Origin of the sequence: Pseudomonas sp. SB113, assembly GCF_040754745.1 — a bacterium.
Classification (GTDB): Bacteria; Pseudomonadota; Gammaproteobacteria; order Pseudomonadales; family Pseudomonadaceae; genus Aquipseudomonas; species Aquipseudomonas grimontii.
The window spans coordinates 43,230-60,235 of sequence record NZ_JBFMHW010000015.1 but is presented as its reverse complement, the minus strand read 5'-3'; the positions used below and the strand labels follow the sequence as shown (position 1 = coordinate 60,235).

At 59.9% G+C, this 17,006-nt stretch carries 22 protein-coding genes and 2 pseudogenes; 22 read left to right on the top strand and 2 right to left on the bottom strand.

Going from position 1 to position 17,006, the window contains the following annotated elements:
- Positions 1-45: 45 nt before the first annotated feature.
- Together AB1462_RS19800 and AB1462_RS19795 are read right to left on the bottom strand one after the other, a co-directional pair.
- Positions 46-1,095 carry a phage portal protein gene (locus AB1462_RS19800; RefSeq protein WP_367247709.1) on the bottom strand — a complete coding sequence of 350 codons (1,050 nt, stop codon included), beginning with the start codon at positions 1,093-1,095 and terminating at the stop codon, positions 46-48.
- Positions 1,095-2,852 (bottom strand): terminase ATPase subunit family protein, encoded by a 1,758-nt coding sequence (locus AB1462_RS19795; protein ID WP_014717573.1) that lies wholly within the window; start codon positions 2,850-2,852, stop codon positions 1,095-1,097. The genes AB1462_RS19800 and AB1462_RS19795 overlap by 1 nt, the downstream gene beginning before the upstream one ends.
- Positions 2,853-3,007: 155 nt before the next feature.
- On the opposite strand from AB1462_RS19795, the gene AB1462_RS19790 reads away from it, so the two are divergent.
- From AB1462_RS19790 to AB1462_RS19685, 22 genes and pseudogenes are all read left to right on the top strand, one after another.
- On the top strand, positions 3,008-3,838 hold the full coding sequence (locus AB1462_RS19790; protein WP_367247707.1) for a GPO family capsid scaffolding protein: 831 nt from the start codon (positions 3,008-3,010) through the stop codon (positions 3,836-3,838).
- Positions 3,839-3,878: 40 nt separating this feature from the next.
- Positions 3,879-4,901 carry a phage major capsid protein, P2 family gene (locus tag AB1462_RS19785; RefSeq protein WP_367247705.1) on the top strand — a complete coding sequence of 341 codons (1,023 nt, stop codon included), beginning with the start codon at positions 3,879-3,881 and terminating at the stop codon, positions 4,899-4,901.
- Between the two features lie 4 nt (positions 4,902-4,905).
- Positions 4,906-5,607 carry a terminase endonuclease subunit gene (locus AB1462_RS19780; protein ID WP_281111977.1) on the top strand — a complete coding sequence of 234 codons (702 nt, stop codon included), beginning with the start codon at positions 4,906-4,908 and terminating at the stop codon, positions 5,605-5,607.
- Positions 5,608-5,709: 102 nt separating this feature from the next.
- Positions 5,710-6,171: a head completion/stabilization protein gene (locus AB1462_RS19775; protein ID WP_367247703.1), complete on the top strand. Its 462-nt coding sequence runs from the start codon at positions 5,710-5,712 to the stop codon at positions 6,169-6,171.
- Positions 6,171-6,383 carry a tail protein X gene (locus tag AB1462_RS19770; RefSeq protein ID WP_367247702.1) on the top strand — a complete coding sequence of 71 codons (213 nt, stop codon included), beginning with the start codon at positions 6,171-6,173 and terminating at the stop codon, positions 6,381-6,383. Before AB1462_RS19775 ends, AB1462_RS19770 begins: the two co-directional genes overlap by 1 nt.
- 45 nt (positions 6,384-6,428) lie before the next feature.
- Complete coding sequence (locus AB1462_RS19765; protein ID WP_186296032.1) at positions 6,429-6,752, top strand: phage holin, lambda family; 324 nt, start codon at positions 6,429-6,431, stop codon at positions 6,750-6,752.
- A complete protein-coding gene (locus tag AB1462_RS19760; RefSeq protein WP_367247701.1) occupies positions 6,749-7,591 on the top strand; it encodes an N-acetylmuramidase domain-containing protein in 843 nt (280 codons plus the stop codon). Before AB1462_RS19765 ends, AB1462_RS19760 begins: the two co-directional genes overlap by 4 nt.
- Complete coding sequence (locus tag AB1462_RS19755; protein WP_367247699.1) at positions 7,588-7,791, top strand: hypothetical protein; 204 nt, start codon at positions 7,588-7,590, stop codon at positions 7,789-7,791. The genes AB1462_RS19760 and AB1462_RS19755 overlap by 4 nt, the downstream gene beginning before the upstream one ends.
- Positions 7,788-8,228 (top strand): annotated as a pseudogene (lysB, locus tag AB1462_RS19750) (Rz-like lysis system protein LysB); the annotation flags it as partial. The gene AB1462_RS19755 and the pseudogene lysB, both read left to right, overlap by 4 nt.
- A pseudogene (gene lysC / locus AB1462_RS19745) lies at positions 8,146-8,331 on the top strand (Rz1-like lysis system protein LysC); the annotation flags it as partial. The pseudogenes lysB and lysC, both read left to right, overlap by 83 nt.
- Positions 8,328-8,810 (top strand): phage tail protein, encoded by a 483-nt coding sequence (locus tag AB1462_RS19740; protein WP_367247698.1) that lies wholly within the window; start codon positions 8,328-8,330, stop codon positions 8,808-8,810. The pseudogene lysC and the gene AB1462_RS19740, both read left to right, overlap by 4 nt.
- Positions 8,800-9,258, top strand: a complete 459-nt coding sequence (locus AB1462_RS19735; RefSeq protein WP_367247696.1) for a phage virion morphogenesis protein — start codon at positions 8,800-8,802, stop codon at positions 9,256-9,258. Before AB1462_RS19740 ends, AB1462_RS19735 begins: the two co-directional genes overlap by 11 nt.
- Before the next feature lie 88 nt (positions 9,259-9,346).
- Positions 9,347-10,066 carry a DUF4145 domain-containing protein gene (locus AB1462_RS19730; protein ID WP_367247694.1) on the top strand — a complete coding sequence of 240 codons (720 nt, stop codon included), beginning with the start codon at positions 9,347-9,349 and terminating at the stop codon, positions 10,064-10,066.
- Between the two features lie 72 nt (positions 10,067-10,138).
- A complete protein-coding gene (locus tag AB1462_RS19725; RefSeq protein WP_367247693.1) occupies positions 10,139-10,711 on the top strand; it encodes a phage baseplate assembly protein V in 573 nt (190 codons plus the stop codon).
- Positions 10,708-11,052, top strand: coding sequence for a GPW/gp25 family protein (locus AB1462_RS19720; RefSeq protein ID WP_367247692.1), 345 nt, complete (start codon positions 10,708-10,710; stop codon positions 11,050-11,052). The genes AB1462_RS19725 and AB1462_RS19720 overlap by 4 nt, the downstream gene beginning before the upstream one ends.
- Entirely contained in the window at positions 11,049-11,960 is a 912-nt protein-coding gene (locus tag AB1462_RS19715; RefSeq protein ID WP_367247690.1) for a baseplate J/gp47 family protein, read from the top strand. Before AB1462_RS19720 ends, AB1462_RS19715 begins: the two co-directional genes overlap by 4 nt.
- The gene (locus tag AB1462_RS19710; RefSeq protein WP_367247689.1) at positions 11,960-12,577 is read left to right on the top strand and encodes a phage tail protein I; all 618 of its coding nucleotides are present in this window, start codon (positions 11,960-11,962) and stop codon (positions 12,575-12,577) included. The genes AB1462_RS19715 and AB1462_RS19710 overlap by 1 nt, the downstream gene beginning before the upstream one ends.
- Positions 12,574-14,319, top strand: a complete 1,746-nt coding sequence (locus AB1462_RS19705; RefSeq protein ID WP_367247687.1) for a phage tail protein — start codon at positions 12,574-12,576, stop codon at positions 14,317-14,319. The genes AB1462_RS19710 and AB1462_RS19705 overlap by 4 nt, the downstream gene beginning before the upstream one ends.
- A gap of 11 nt (positions 14,320-14,330) precedes the next feature.
- On the top strand, positions 14,331-14,756 hold the full coding sequence (locus tag AB1462_RS19700) for a phage tail protein (RefSeq protein WP_367247685.1): 426 nt from the start codon (positions 14,331-14,333) through the stop codon (positions 14,754-14,756).
- A gap of 109 nt (positions 14,757-14,865) precedes the next feature.
- A complete protein-coding gene (locus AB1462_RS19695) occupies positions 14,866-16,041 on the top strand; it encodes a phage tail sheath protein (protein ID WP_154845359.1) in 1,176 nt (391 codons plus the stop codon).
- A gap of 57 nt (positions 16,042-16,098) precedes the next feature.
- Complete coding sequence (locus tag AB1462_RS19690) at positions 16,099-16,614, top strand: phage major tail tube protein (RefSeq protein WP_367247684.1); 516 nt, start codon at positions 16,099-16,101, stop codon at positions 16,612-16,614.
- Between the two features lie 51 nt (positions 16,615-16,665).
- Positions 16,666-17,001, top strand: coding sequence for a phage tail assembly protein (locus tag AB1462_RS19685; RefSeq protein WP_367247683.1), 336 nt, complete (start codon positions 16,666-16,668; stop codon positions 16,999-17,001).
- Positions 17,002-17,006 lie beyond the last annotated feature (5 nt).

The following is a 17,006-nucleotide window of genomic DNA, read 5'->3' as shown; positions in this document are numbered from 1 at the left end:
CGGTGTTGACGCACCGGTTCGTCGCCTCGTTTGCTGCGCAGGGTTTTAGGCCCCCACGGGAATTTCATAGGGCTTGAAGCGCACGACCTCATCCCCGAGCCAGTCATTTACCTGCGCCATACGCGCCTGAATCGGCTCCAGTTCATTGGCTGCATAGATCTGCGCCGCCTCCCTGATCGACCCAAACCCTCCCGCGTTCTGCGGCACGATGCCCATCAGCTGCGGCGGAATACGCAAACTTGCCAGCACGTCGTCACGGGTCTGGTTTTTGATCGAGTTGAATTCGTCCTTGGCCGTCACTTCACTGACCGGAATGATCTGCAACCCGTCCTTTTTGCCGTTCGGCGAGTACACGAACAGGTTGCGGAAGTTGCCAGGCCCCTTGGAGTCTTTCAGCGCCTTGCGCAGTGAATCGACATCCGCTTCGTTCTGCGCGGCGTCGGTCATGTAGAGAATGAAGCCAGCGTGACTACCGTTCTCGTAATACTTGCGGCGAAACAGCGTGGCCGATTCATTCAGCAACGCCGACTGCAAGGCGCTGATCCACTCGGGCAGGCCATACACTTCCTGGTGCAGATCCGCTTCCCGCAGGTGAAAAACGGTACCCGGTTCAAATTCATGCTCTTCCTTCCAGCCCTGGACCATGAACTGCCGGCCGTCCTTGCCCGTGCGCATGTACTTCGCCAATGGCGGTACCAGCTCGCGCACCGGGCCGAGCATCGAGCGCCGTCCTTCCAGATAGCCATTACCCAGGCACAGGAAGTCCAGGGCGAACTGTTCAAACGCTGCCCGCGACAGCAGCCGGTGTGGAATGAAGGTTTTGCTCAGCAAATTGCGCTTGAACATCAGCCCCGAGTGAAGGTGCACGCTGGAACCCACAGACCGTGCCAGACCGTCCAGCGATAGCGGCGGCTCGTACCACCGCCCGTTAAACCAGCACTCCAGATAATCAAACACCTCCCGGCCACTCAGGACCGGTGACGGGTCACCAAAACTGAACGCCTCCATCTTGCTTTCACTGCGAGGAATAAACTCCTGCGTTACAACCGTGGAAGCCTGGGCCACTTGCTTGGTATTTCTGCGGCGGTTTGACATCAAAAAATCTCCATCCGCCCGGTATTGGCAGTGGTCTGCCCTTCCAGCGGTTCGTTGTGCAATGCATGAAAAAGCGCCCACGCCAAGTCGGCGTGGCCGGTGTTGTCGTTGCGGCCGGCGGTGTAGGTAAATTGGCGACCGCCTGCGGTGATGGTCTTGCGAATCGCCATCAACGACTGCGCCATGTCGGTCCAGCCGGCGTCGAACTCCAGCCGGCCCCGGTGGATCACGTCGTAGGCCTTCAGCACCAGTCGGGTCTTGACCTCAGGCGAATAGCTGAACGTGGTGACATTGGGGAAGAATTGGCGCACCAGCTGCGCCACGCCGCTGCCCAGACCGGTGACATCGATCCCGATGTACGTCACCCAGTAGCGGTCGCAGACGGCTTTGATCACGCTCGCCTGCGCCGCGAAGTCCATACCTCGGAATTGGTGACGCTCCAGTACCCGGAACTTGCCCCCTGGTACCAAAGGCGGTGCGACCACCACCAGGCCCGAGCAATCGCCGGTTTCCGCCGGGTCATAACCCACCCACACCTGGCGGTCGCCGAACGGCCGCATCGCAAACGGCTTATAGTCCTCGGCCCATTCGACCCAGCTGTCGACCATGCAGGGCTGCAACACCGTCAGCGGGAAAATGCTCGCGCCGTCGTCGACGAATTCGCACATGAGCAGGTTGGCGAACGCTTCCGGGCTGTACTCCCGCCGCAGTTCTTCAATGTCGAACAGGTCGCAACCGCCCTGCTCCGCGTCGAGGATGGTGACGATCTGTCGCCACAGCCGGTCTTCGCAGAACCTACCCTGCTGGAGCGCCCCGTGGGATACGTCGACTTTGGTGTGTTGCGCCGCCGGCTTGCCCTTGTTGAAGCGCTCGCCCGTCCAGAAGGTGTAGGCCTCATGGGCCATGGTAGACGGCGTCGAGAAGTAGGTTTTGCGCCACTTCTTGTGCATCGCCATACCCGACGCAACCTTGTTCAGCTCCTCAAACTTGAACGTCCAGAAGAATTCGTCGAAGTAGAAATTGCCATGGTAGCCCTGGGCAGTGCGCGCGTTGGTACCGAGAAAAAACAGTTCGGCGCCGTTCGGCAGCACGATGGGATCACCGGTCAGCTCGACGCCGATGACCTCGCGGGCAAACGCCTGGATGTACCCACGGAACAGGTAGGCCTGATTCTTCGACGCCGACAAGAAAATCTGATTGCGCCCGGTTTCCAGCGCATCAATAAACGCCTCTCGGGCGAAGTAGTAAGTGGCGCCGATCTGCCGGCTTTTGAGGATGACGCGGGTGCGCTGATTGCCCGCCCGGTACCAGTCTTTCTGGTAGTCGAAACATCCATCGATAAACGCCTCGCGCAGCAGCTCGATCTGGTCTTCGCTGATGTCGTTTTTCGGCGTTTTCTTCTTCGGCCCTTCGTTGCGCTTGGCGAGGTTGGGATTGAGTTCGGTTTCGGTACCGCCACCCTGGAAGCGCTGGATGCGGGCCTGTCGCTCTAACTGCCGGTGCAGCAGGTCGATCTCTTTGAAGTCCCCGCCGCTCTTGCCTTCCTTGAGGATCAACTGCACCAGACGCGCTTCCAGCGCCCCACCGATGCGCTCGACATTATCCGCCCGGTCCCACTCGTCGCGGGCCTTCCAGCTGTGTAGCGTTTTTTCCTTTTCGCCCGTAGCCTCGGCAATCTCGCAGATACGCCAACCCATCCAATACAGGAACTTGGATTGGCGTCGGGGATCGATTGGGAGCAGTTCAGTCGTAGTCATGGCCGCGATGCTGCCGCCCACGCCTGCGAGTCAGTAGCACCGCCCCTTGTAGTCCCGCTCTCTACAATCCCGTCCCGTTGCCGCAACTCGCGCGCGTCACGACCATGCCCCTCATTGCAACGCACTTAGCGCCCAACGCATTGAGGATTCCCGGCATGAAGAAATTTCGCAGCAATTGGTTCCGTGTCGCCGTCGAGGGCGCTACCTCGGACAAGCGCACCATCAAACGTAGCTGGCTGGAACAGGCGGCGAAGAACTTCAATCCAGCCACCTATGGTGCTCGCATCTGGCTGGAGCACTTCCGCAGCCTGCTGCCCGACAGCCCTTTCAAGGCCTACGGTGACGTGCTCGCGGTCAAGACCGAAGAAGTGGAAATCAACGGCCAGAAGAAGCTGGCCCTGTTCGCCCAGGTCGAGCCGACGCCCGATCTGATCGCCATGAACAAGGCCAAGCAGAAGATTTATACATCGATCGAAATCGACGACAGCTTTTCGGACACCGGCGAGGCCTACATCGTCGGCCTGGCGGTGACTGACTCCCCGGCCAGCCTGGGCACCGATGTACTGTCTTTTTCCGCGCAGAAGCCAGAATCCAGCCCATTCAAAGACCGTCATTACTCCGCAACATCGATGTTCACCGAGGCGGTGGAAACCGAGTTGCAGTTTGAGGAAATCGAGGACAAACCCAGCCTCGGCGCCCAGCTCTTCAGCAAGGTGCAGGCACTACTCGGCGGCAAACAGGCGAAGGACGACGCCGAGTTCGCCCAAATCGGCCAGGCCGTCGAAGCGATTGCCGACCACGTCAAGGATCTGCCCGATCAGTTGGCCGCCGAGAAGAAGTTCTCCGGAGAACTGAGCACCAAGGTTGAGCAGCTCAGCAAAGACCTGGTCGAGCTGAAAACCACCCTCGGCAAAACCCAAGACCACTCCCAAACCCAGCGCCCACCGGTAACCGGCGGCGGCAAACAAGCCCTGGCTGAGTTCTGACCTGCGGCCTACACCGCCCAGCCCACTATCGGAGACACCCATGCGTAACGACACTCGAAAACTCTTCACCGGCTACCTCGGCCAGGTCGCACTGCTCAACGGCGTTGAATCGGCCACCGCCACATTCAGCGTCGACCCAACCATCCAGCAGCGCCTGGAAACCAAGATTCAGGAGTCGAGCGAGTTCCTGACCAAGGTCAACGTAATCGGCGTCGATGAACAGGAAGGCGAAAAGGTCGGCCTGGGCGTGGGCGGCACCGTTGCCAGCCGTACCAACACCAACGTCAAAAAACGTGAGCCGCGCAGCATCGGCACTCTGTCGAGCGACAAGTACAAGGCCGAACAAACCGACTTCGACACCTTCGTCAGCTACAAACAGCTCGACGCCTGGGCCAAGTTCCCGGACTTCCAAACCCGCCTGTCCAGCGCCATCGCCCAACGTCAGGCGCTCGACCGTATCCAGATCGGTTTCTACGGAGTTTCGGCGGCAGAGCAAACCGACCGCACCGCGCACCCGCTGCTGGAAGACGTCAACATCGGCTGGCTCCAGCAGTACCGCACCCACGCACCCGACCGTGTGCTGAAGGAAGGTGCCGTCGCCGGCAAGATCACCATTGGCAAAACCGGTGATTTCAAGAACATCGACGCCCTGGTTTACGACGCCATCCAGTTGCTCGACCCTTGGTACCGCCGCAACCCTGGCTTGGTGGTGCTGACCGGCCGCGAGCTGGTCCACGACAAGTTCCTGGCCCTAGTCAACAAAGACCAGGACGCGACCAACACTCTGGCGAGCGACCTGATCATCTCGCAACGCCGCGTCGGTGGTCTGCCGCTGTACGAGGTGCCGTACATCCCCGAAGGCACGATCCTCATCACCACCTTCGCCAACCTGTCGGTGTACTGGCAGATCGGCGGGCGTCGCCGCTACCTCAAGGAGGAGCCGGAGTGGAACCGCGTGAGCAACTTCGAATCGTCGAACGAGGCGTACGTGGTCGAGGAATATGGCCTGGGCTGCCTGCTGGAAAACATCACGCCGGTTGAAGACGCAGGCAGCGAGGGTTAACCCCATGGCACTCAGCATCGCCCAAGCCCACCAGCGCCGCGCACGCGCGGCCATGGAGGCAGCGAAAACGGCACCACAGCAATCCATGGCCGGTGCAACCGCGTACGAGCACCAGTTGAATCAGTTGCTGCAAGACCGGTTGCGCCTGAAAGCCATCCAGTCCAACGAGGGCAAGGCTGCACTCAAGGCTCAGTTGTTGCCCGAGTACATCCCGTATGTCGAGGGTGTACTTGCCGCAGGCAACGGTGCTCAGGACGACGTCATGACCACCGTCATGGTTTGGCGCGTTGACGTCGAGGACTACAGCGGTGCCCTGGACATCGCCGACTACGTGCTCAAGCACAAGCTGATCATGCCGGACCGTTTCGAACGCACCACCGGCTGCCTGGTGGCGGAAGAAATCGCCACGGCCGCGCTGAAAGCGCAAAAGGCCAATGGCAGTTTCGACTTGAGCATCTTGCATCGCACCGTCGAACTGACCGACGCCGAAGACATGCCCGACCAGGCGCGCGCCAAGCTGTACCTGGCAACCGGCCGCGCGACATTGGATGGCATCACCGCCGAGGAGCCAGGCCAGCCCGGACAGATTCAGGCCGGTATCGACCTGCTCAAGCGGGCGATCGAGCTGCACGACGGCTGCGGCGGCAAGAAGGATTTGGATAGCGCCGAGCGCCTCCTGAAAAAACACGCTGCCACTGGCAGTTGACCGAGCGTCCCCACGCACCCCGCCGGCTCGGGGCGGATCGGCCAGGCCGCTCCTCCTGAACGTGAAGCCCCGACCACCGGCGATCTATTTTCGAGTGCAGTCATGAGCGCATTTGTAGCCAGCGGCACAGTCGACAGCGGCCATATCAACACTGACCCGTTCTGGCCTTCGATTGATCTGGACGGCCTGCGCGCCACCCTGCGCATCGACGCAAGCGTCACCCCGGCCCGCTTGGAGACCGCCGTGATCGCAGCCGCGATCAATCTCAACAACGAACTGAGCGAATGGCGAATCCGCCAACAGACAGCTGGCTACGCCACGTTGGCTGACGTGCCGGGGGATCGCATCAAGGACGTATCGGTAAAGATTCATCTGTACCGCCGTGCGATTGAGGCTGGCACCGGCGCCGAAGTCTGCGAGCGTTACCGCGACTACAGCGCCACCAACACCGGCAGCGACAAGGCTGATGCACTAACGCCGAACATCGACGACTACCGACGCGACCTACGCTGGGCTGTGCGCGACTTCCTCGGTCGCACCCGTACCACTGTGGAACTGATCTGATGCCCGTCGCCATCCGCACCAACCAAAACGACACCGTCGACGCCCTCTGCTGGCGGTTCTACGGCCGCACTGCGGGCGTCACCGAAGCCGTACTTGAGGCCAACCCCGGCCTGGCTGACCACGGCCCCATCCTGCCGCAAGGCCTTGTCATCAACATGCCCGACGCTCAAACCAGCGCGCCTCAACGGCAGATGGTGCAGCTATGGGACTGACACCTCGGCACCAAGCCCTTGAACCCACCAACCCTGGACAACGGAATGAAGCGCATGCCTGACCGTCCCGACACATGGGCCTGGCTCGCCGCCTGGCTCGAACAAAACTGGCCGACTCTTTACGCCGGGGTCCTCGCCTTGGTCATCGCGGCCCTTCGGATCATGTATGGCGGCGGCACCCTGCGCCGCATGCTGATCGAGGCGCCGCTGTGCGGCACCCTGGCCCTGGCGGCTAGCCATGGCCTGGCATTGCTCGGTATCCCGACGTCCACTGCGCCTTTTTTCGGTGGGGTGATCGGGTTGCTGGGCGTCGAAGGTACGCGTGCAGCGGCCAAAAAGTTTTTCAACCGAAAGGTAGAGCAACTATGACAACCCTTCGCCACGGGGATCGCTCGCAAGCAGTGCTGATCCTGCAAAAGAACCTCAACAAGTACGGTGCCAACCTGGTGGCGGACGGTGAGTACGGCAACGCCACCGAAGCCGCCGTCCGCGCCTACCAGGTAAAAGTCGGCTTGGTCGCCGACGGCATCGCTGGCACCAAAACCCAGACCAGCTTGGCCGGCGGCGATTGCGCCCAGTTGCTGCGCAACAACGACCTGGTGACCGCAGCCGAACGCCTCGACGTACCGTTGGCAAGCATCTACGCGGTCAATGAGGTCGAGTCAAAGGGCAAGGGCTTTCTCGACAACGGCAAGCCGGTGATCCTGTTCGAACGGCACATCATGTACCGCCAGCTCGCCACCGCTCGCCTTGCCGGCGATGACCCAGGCGAACTCAAGCGGCACGCCGACCAACTCGCCACCGCCAACCCTGCCCTGGTCAACCCAAAGCCTGGTGGATACATCGGCGGTACCTCCGAGCACCAGCGCCTGGCCATGGCCCGCCTGATCGACGACACCGCCGCCCTGGAGTCGGCGTCCTGGGGAGCCTTCCAGATCATGGGGTTCCATTGGAAGCGCCTCGGCTACGCCAGCGTGCAGGACTTTGTGGCGGCGATGAGTGCCGGCGAATCGCAGCAGTTTGACGCCTTCACCCGCTTCCTTGAAACCGACCCGGTGCTACACAAGGCGCTGAAGGCCCGTAAATGGGCCGAGTTTGCCAAGCTCTACAACGGCCCGGATTACCTGCGGAATCTCTACGACGCAAAGCTACAACGTGCGTACGAACGGCACGCCAGCTGCGAGTGCGGGCAAGGGGTTGCGGCATGATCGACTTCGACGCGGTGAAGAAATTACGGATGCAGGACGGTGACTTGCTGGTGGTGCCTGAGTCGACCGAACAGGACGATATGTTGCTGTTGGCCGAGGCCATCCAGTTGATGGACGGCGCTCGGGCCGTGATCGTGCGCGGCCCCATCAAGCAGCTCGACGCCGCGGCCATGAACAAACTCGGCTGGTACCGCGCGTGAGCACCCTGCGCCAGGCTCTGTACGGCCTCGCCCTTCTCGGCGCCCTCGCGTTGCTGATCTGGGTCCAGGAAACACGCATCGACGTCGCTGAAGGCAAAACCGAACGGGCGCAAAATGCGGCAAAGACAGCCCGCGACGACGCCGACCGCAACCTGAAAACCGCCAACACCCTCGCCGACACCCTGAAACAGGAACGCGAAAATCAAGGCGCCCTGCGCACGCAGCAAGACCTATTGCGTCAGGGCCTGGCAAAACGCGAGCGAGCTATAGAGGAACTCAAACGTGAAAACTCCGAACTGCGCGACTGGGCTACTCAGCTTTTGCCTGATGCTGCTCGTCGGCTGCGCGAGCGCCCCGCCATCACCGGCGCCGCCGCTTATCGTGACTGGCTGTCCGGCCGTGGTGCCGTGCCACCTACCAGCGACCAGTCCCCTCAAAAACGGTGACCTACTGACTGACGAAGACCGCGCCGAAGCTGCCTGGGCTGACTGCGCGGCCCAGGTCGACATGGTCTACAAACACCAGCAGGCCAACCCATGAACAAGCCCGAGAGCCTACGCGCTCACCTCTTGGCAACTGTCGCCGAGTTCAAGCACAACCCCGACCGTTTGTTGATCTTCATCGACAACGGCAAGGTCCGTTGCACCGCCGCACACACCCTGTCGTTTGAGTACAGCTTTGACCTGCAGATCATCCTCACCGAGTTCGCCGGACACCCCGACAGCGTGTTTCTGCCAATCCTGGGCTGGCTGAGCGTTAACCAGTCCGAGTTGCTGGAGAACCTCGACAAGGTCAAAAACGGCATTCAGTTCGAAGCGGACATCCTCGACAAGGACAAAGTGGACCTCAGCATTACCCTGGCGCTGACAGAGCGCGTAGTCGTTGGCAACGATGACCAGGGCAAAACCACCGTGAAGCATCCGAACGAACCGCAGTATGTGGCGGGATACCTCGATCCGAACTGGAAGCCTGGGGCCCAGGGCAACACTAGTGAGTGGCGAGTGCCTGATGGCGAGTAATCTGGAAGCGTTGGAGACCTGGGCGGCGGTACTGTTGGATCGGCTGGAGCCAGGTGAGCGAGGCAAACTGGCACGTAGCATTGGGCAGGAGCTGCGCCGCAGTCAGCAGAAACGTGTCATGGCTCAGGAAAACCCCGACGGGAGCAAGTTTGCGCCGCGCAAACAGCGGAACCTGCGCGGTAAACAGGGCCGGGTCCAGCGGAAGCTGACGATGTTCAAAAAGTTGCGCACAGCGTCCTATCTGAAGGTCCGTGGTGACAGCAGCAGTATCACTATGGGGTTCACTGGGCGTATCGCTCGGATTGCCAGAGTTCACCAGTTCGGGTTGAAAGATCGTGCAGAGCGCGGTGCTCCCGACGTGCGCTATGAGCAACGTGAGGTTCTAGGATTTACCGACAATGACCTTGATCTGATTCGGGATAGCTTGCTCTCTCATTTGACTGCATAGACTCCACAGCGTTACCGGTGTTAAAACTGTTCAAAGGTTCAGCTTGAAACTGAGCAAAACTTAAACTGAACAGAATGGGGTTATTAAGATGACAGAGGAGTTCCTTGCACATTGCCCTCTATGCGATGGAGAGAGAGCTTGCATAATTCATGGTGAATTCGATCAGCCGTGGGTAGTGGATGATGGTAGAAACCATATGGAAGGGCAAATAGATCATAAGCTAGTTCAGTGCGCCGGTTGCAAAAAAGTATTTTATTATAGAAGTAGTTGGGACGATCAAGATTGGGATGGTGACTATCACCCTGTCACAGGGGAAACTATTATTTCTTACCCCAAAAAAATTGAAACCTATCCTACGCCGGAAAAAAAGACCCATAAGCCCGACTGGGTGTGGGGTATTGGACGAGTTGACCCGCAACTTTACAGAATCCTAGATGAGACCTATCAAGCTTATGAATCAAACTCTTTCATACTTGCTTCCGTAGGTTTAAGAACTGCTTTTGATCGAGTCACGGAACATCTAAAAATAGACGAAACCCTTTCTCTACAAGAAAAAGTTTCGAAGTTGTTAGATGATGGTTTTATCGGCGAAACCGAAGCTAGTACGCTCCGCGTTGTCACCGATGCGGGAAGTGCCGCTGCACATCGCGGATGGGCACCTGATCCACGAGCATTCAAAATACTGATTGCAACTCTTGAGCAGTTTATATATCGAGTCATCGTCACTGACAAAGCCGCACTGGATCTAACCGGCGAAATCCCTACTCGTCCTCGGCGCCCCAAAAAACAACCAAAACCAGCGGCATAGTTAACTTGTACTGCCACGTATTACAACCCGCCTAGGCTGCACTTCCACGCGCGTGGCGCCAACATCGGCGCCATGAACGACTTCGCCGCCCTCTCCCGCATGCTCGAAAACCTCATCCGCTTCGGCGTCGTCGCCGCCGTGCAGATGGAACCCCCGCGCGTGCAGGTAAAAACCGGAACGCTGACTACCGCCTGGCTACCGTGGCTCGCCTTGCGTGCCGGAGCCGACCAGGATTGGGATCCGCCCACCGAAGGCGAACAGGTGATCCTGTTCAGTCCATCCGGCCAACTCGCCAACGGCGTCGTCGTAACCGGCCTGTTCAGCGACCACATTCCCGCCAACGGCAATCGCGCGGGCCTGCACCGTCGCACCTACGCTGACGGCGCGGTGATCGAGTACGACAGCGTCGCCCATCACCTGAACGCCACCCTACCCGAAAGCGGCACCACCAGCCTGATCAGCAAGGGCGGGATCAACATCATCGGCCCCATCAATCACCAGGGCGATTACAACCAAACCGGCAACCAGAACGTGGTCGGCCTGGTGACAGTCTCCGAAGACGTGGTCGCGGCCACCATCAGCGTGGTCAAGCACCTGCACGGTGGCGTGCTGCCGGGCGGCGCGAAGACGGGGAAACCAGAATGAACCGCGAAACCGGAGCAACCATCAGCGATCTGGACCACATCGCCCAGAGCATCACGGACATTCTCACCACGCGCATCGGCACGCGCGTGATGCGCCGCGAATACGGCAGTCTGCTGCCAGAGCTAGTGGACCACCCTTTCAACGACGCCACCCGCCTTCGCGTGTACGCGGGCACCGTCATGGCTTTGATGCGATGGGAAACCCGCATCAGCCTCAGCCGCGTGCAGTTCATCGGCGCGAACCTGCAAGGGCAATCGGTGCTGGAGCTGGAAGGCTCTGTCATCGACAGCAATGAGCCGCTGAGCTTGAGCGTGCCGTTGCAGATGGGTGGCAGCGTATGAATTCCTTTGCCGCGATTGACCTCAGCCAGCTCCCGGCGCCGCAGATCGTCGAGCAGATCGACTTCGAATTGATCCTGGCCGAGCGTAAGGCTTACATGATCAGCCTATGGCCGATCGAGGAACAGGCGCAGATTGCCGCCCGCCTCGAATTGGAATCGGAACCCCTGGCAAAGCTGCTGCAAGAGAACGCCTACCGCGAGACCATCTGGCGCCAGCGGGTGAATGAGGCGTCCATGGCGAACCTGCTGGCCCTGGCCAAAGGCCCCGACCTGGACCAACTGGCGGGTAACTTCAACGTTCAGCGCCTGGTGGTTCAGGAAGCCAAGCCGACGGCGGTCCCGCCTGTCGCGCGGATTATGGAAAGCGACGACAGTTTGCGCGAACGGGCGCAAATGTCCTGGGAGGGACTGAGTACCGCAGGCCCGCGCAACAGCTACATCTTTCACGCCCGAGGGGCGGACGGTCGAGTTGCCGACGCCACAGCTGAAAGCCCATCCCCTGCCGTAGCAGTAGTCACTGTGCAATCGCTACTCGGTGACGGTACTGCGCCGGCTGACCTGCTCGCCAGAGTCAAGACCTACCTGAGCGACGATGACCGCCGGCCCGTGGGTGATCGCCTGACCGTGCAGGGCGCGCAAATCCTCCCCTACCAGGTCAAAGCCAAGCTCTACTTGCTGACAAGCGGCCCTGAGTCCGAACCGATTCTTGCCGCCGCTGAGCAACGCTTACTGACCTACGTCAGCCAACGCCGGCGCCTGGCAATGGAAGTGTCGGAATCCGCCCTGCACGCAGCACTGTTTGTCGAGGGTGTGCGCAAGGTTGAGCTGGAAAACTGGGTCGACATCGTCGCTACCAAGGCCCAAGCGCCCTACTGCACCGGTGTGACCGTGACGCGGGGTGCCGAGTAATGGGCGCTCAGCAACTGCTGCCGGGAAACTCCACGCTTCTTGAACGCCAAGCAGCTCAAGCACTGGCGGAGATTCAACGGGTGCCGATTCCTCTGCGGCAGTTGTGCAACCCGGATACCTGCCCACTGCCTGCGCTGCCTTACCTGGCCTGGGCCTTTTCCGTCGACCGCTGGGACAGCAGTTGGACCGAAGCAACCAAGCGCGCGGCCATCCGTTCATCCCGTTACATCCACGCGCACAAAGGCACCATCGGCGCCCTGCGCCGCGTTGTCGAGCCGTTGGGTTACCTGATTGAGGTGCAGGAGTGGTGGGAGACGGTGCCCGAGGGAGTGCCCGCTACCTTCGCCTTGAAGGTCGGCGTGCTGGACACCGGCATCACCGAAGAAATGTACCAGGAGCTGACCTGGCTGATCGATGACGCCAAGCCGCTCACCCGCCACCTGACAGGCCTGGCCATCAGCCTGGAAAGCACCGGCACCGTATTTATCGGGGCCTGTGTGTACGAAGGCGACGAACTCAGCGTTTACCCACCGACACAGCGCGACATTGACGTCAGCGGTGTGACCCTCATCGGTGGCCGCGAACACCATATCGACACGATGGACATTTACTCATGACCGACCAAAACAGCCAGTTCTTCGCGATCCTCACCGCCGTCGGCGAAGCCAAACAGGCTAACGCTGCGGCCCTAGGTACGTCCTGGACCTTCGCCCAGATGGGGGTGGGGGATGCCAACGAAACTGCACCTATCCCCAACCGCTTGCAAACCAAGCTGATCAATGAACGTCGACGTGCGCCGCTCAACCAGGTGAAGGTCGACCCGACGAACCCCAGCGTAATCATCGCCGAGCAGATCATCCCGGAAAGCGTCGGCGGTTGGTGGGTGCGTGAGCTTGCGCTGTACGACACAGATGGAGACATGGTTGCCGTCGCCAACTGTGCGCCGACTTACAAACCGCTGCTGGCCCAAGGGTCGGGCCGAACCCAGGTGATTCGGATCAACCTGATCGTCAGCAGCACGGCCAACATTGAACTGAAGATCGATCCAAGCGTTGTTCTGGCGACTCGCGAATACGTCGACGAATCGCTTGAAGCAATCCTGCCAGGCAACAAAGCGCCTGGGACTTACCGTCAAGTCACAATCAATAAATATGGAATCGTGGTGTCCGGCACTAACCCGACTACGTTGGGCGGTTACGGCATCACAGACGCGATATCGTCCGCTGCGCAACCGGGGCTCGTGGGCACCATTGCAGACATCACGAAAACGACATTCGGCTCGTATGTCGCCACGACACCTGATAGGCCCAGCTCGGATGGAGTATTCGTACGCATCAAATTCCCAGCGACGAACGCGGCTTTCGATATCGCCGGACACTTAGGAAACGGCACTGACCAGTTTTGCTTCAGGCGAGTGCTGGCTGATGGAACTTTCGTGTGGAGAACCGTCTGGCATGACGGGAACTTTGACCCACAGCTGAAAGCCAACCTAGCCAGCCCCGCTTTCACCGGTACACCTACCGCGCCTACAGCTGCCGTCGGTACTCGAACTAAACAACTGAGCACTACCGAATTTGTTCAACTGGCGATCGAAAGCATCGTAGCAGCGGCGCCTGGTTCTTTGGACACGCTGAAAGAACTGGCTGACGCACTGGGTGGAGACCCAAATTTTGCCACCACTGTTATAAACGCGTTAGCGCTGAAAGCAGAAAAGGATAAGGCGCTGGCTGTGGGCAGCGTCAGTCAACAGGTTCCAATCGTAGCGGCATCCAAGAGCGGTAATAATTACGACGCTTCAGCAATGATTGTGCGTGAAGCTGGCGAAGTAGGTGCCGCCCAGGATACAGAAGCCTACGCGCCGTCTATTGGGTTCCATTGGTTGGGGCGCACCACTGGCCGACTGATCATGGATGCACTGGGTACTTTGAAATGGAACGGTCAGTCGCTTTTGGCTGGGACCATCGGAACCCAAAACGAGATCGATGCGAGCACTAGCAACACCGCTGTGGTTACACCGCGCACTTTAAAATTCGGTTTCAGCTTTATCAAAGGCGGTGGAAACGGCAACTGTGCAATCGTTTTCCCATCGTGGTTGGGCGGGTTAATCGTCCAGTGGGGCGTACATATTGCGAACACTCCTGATGCTGAAACCTCTGTGACATTCCCCGTTTCATTCAACGTAATACCCGGATGTGTGTCCTGGTTAACCCATGATGGAGCAACCCAAGGTCAGTCAGGAGTGACAACACAAGGGCGAATCCTTACCGCGACAGGCTTTCAATCTCGTCGAGAGGATATCGGCTCAACTTTCACATTCAGCGGCACCGCATACATTCGGTGGATCGCGCTTGGTTACTGAGGGGATACAGCATGAGTATCTGGGCTAAATGGGTTGAGGACGATCAGCGTTTTGCCTTTGCGCTTATCGACAATGGTGGGTATGAAATCACTCGCGAGCGACATACCCAACTGCTGGAGGCATGCTCCAACGGAAAGGTATTACGACCGGGCGAAGATGGCGAGCCGCAGCTTTCCGAGCCAGCACCGCCGTCCTCGCAGGAGTTGAATGAACGTGAGCGCACATGGCGAACCACCGAACTCTCTCGCTATGAATGGGTGGTCGCCCGTCACCGCGATGAACAAGACATGATGGGTGGCACAACCCTGACACCGCAGCAGTTTGCCGAGCTTCTGCAATACCGCCAGGCATTGCGCGATTGGCCGTCGGCCGACGTATTTCCTGAGACCGAACTGAGACCCTTCCCTCCTACATGGTTGGCGGACCAGGTTCAATAACTCACGGTTCACCTGTACCCACCCTCGCTACAACTCCCCGCGCTCGCCCAACCGGCGCGCGCGCGGCAGCCTGTGCACTGTCATTCCATCACAGCGCAGGCAACCACCCATGGCCGGTTCAGATTATCTCCACGGCGTGCGGGTTCTCGAACTCAACGACGGCACCCGCCCCATTCGCACCATCGCAACCGCAGTCATCGGCCTGGTATGTACGGCTGAAGATGCAGACCCGCTCGCTTTCCCGCTGGACACCCCTGTCCTGCTGACCAATGTGCAAACTGCCATCGCCAAAGCCGGCGTCAAAGGCACCCTGGCGAAGAGCCTGCAGGCCATCGCCGACCAGACCAAGCCCTACACCATCGTGGTGCGGGTGAAGGAAGGCGCAGACGCAGCTGCTACCACCACCGCCCTGATCGGCACCACCACCGCTGACGGCAAATACACCGGCATGAAGGCCCTGCTAGCGGCCAAGGCCCGCGTGGGCATGACGCCACGCATTCTCGGCGTGCCAGGCCTCGACAGTCAGCCGGTGGCCACCGCCCTGGTATCGATTGCCCAGGACCTGCGCGCCTTCGCCTACGTCAGCGCCTGGGACTGCAAAACCAAGGAAGAGGTAGTCGCCTACCGCGAAAACTTCGGCGCACGTGAGGTCATGGTGATCTGGCCGGAGTTCCAAAACTGGGACACGGTCACCAGCGCGACCGTTACCGCGTCGGCGGTGGCCCGTGCCCTGGGCCTGCGGGCGAAAATTGACAAAGAAACCGGCTGGCACAAGACCCTCTCCAACGTCGCGGTCAACGGCGTGACCGGCATCAGCGCCGATGTGTTCTGGGATCTGCAAAACCCAGCCACCGACGCCAACTACCTCAACAGCAACGAGGTCACCACTCTGATCAATGAGGGTGGCTTCCGCTTCTGGGGCAGCCGTACGTGCAGCGACGATCCGCTGTTCGCGTTCGAAAACTACACCCGCACCGCGCAGATCATCGCCGACACCATGGCCGAGGCGCACATGTGGGCCATGGACAAGCCGATGCACGCCTCCCTGGTCAAAGACATCATCAATGGGATCAACGCCAAGTTCCGAGAGCTGATTGCCCAGGGTTACCTGATCGGCGGGCAGTGCTGGTACCCGGAAGACATCAACGACAAGGACACACTCAAGGCCGGCAAGCTGACCCTCGACTACGACTACACCCCCGTGCCGCCCCTGGAAGACCTCACCTTGCGTCAGCGCATCACCGACCGCTACCTGATGCAGTTCGCCGCCGCAATTGCCGCATAAACCGGGCCTCCCCGCGAGGGGAGTTAACCCCGTGCCATAACCCCGGAGATCCCCGCCATGGCCATGCCTCACAAACTGAAAAACATGAACTTGTTCAACGACGGCGGCAGCTACGCGGGCAAGGTCAAGACCGTCACCCTGCCCGCACTGGGTCGCAAAATGGAAGCCTGGCGCGCCGCCGGCATGAATGGCCCGGTCAAGGCTGACCTGGGCATGTCCGACGACGGCATCCAGCTGGAATGGAAGCTGGGCGGCCTGGACCTGATCGTGCTCAAGCAGTTCGGCGCGGTCAACGCAGCGGGCATTCCCCTGCGTTTCGCCGGTGCCTTCCAGCAGGACGACACCGGGGAAATCAGCGCCGTAGAGGTGACCGTTCGCGGCCGTCACGAAACCATTGAAATGGGTGACGCCACACCAGGTGAAGACACCGAGCACTCCATCACCACCACTTGCAGCTACTACAAGCTGACCGTCGACAACGAAGACATCATCGAAATCGACCTGCTCAACTTCATCGAGAAGGTCGGCGGCGTCGACATGTTGGAGAAACAGCGTAGCGCCATCGGCCTCTGATACCCGTCCTCGATCGATAACCACCTACCCTCAGCACCAGGAGCTCTACCCATGAAAGACGAAGCCACCGAACAAGCCGAAGTAAAACCGTTGGCCGACGACAACACCGTCATCCTCGACACGCCTATCCGCCGTGGCATCACCAGCATCGACAGCATCACACTGCGCAAACCCAACTCGGGAGAGCTGCGCGGCGTGAGCCTGGCAGAGCTGCTGAATATGGACGTCAACAGCCTGGTCAAGGTGGTGCCGCGCATCAGCACCCCTACCCTCACCGCCGTCGAAGTCACGTCGATGGACCCGGCCGACCTGTTTGCCCTTGGCACCAAGGTGTCTGGTTTTTTGCTACAGAAATCGATGAAGACGGACGCATCCCTCGTTGCGTAGAGGAC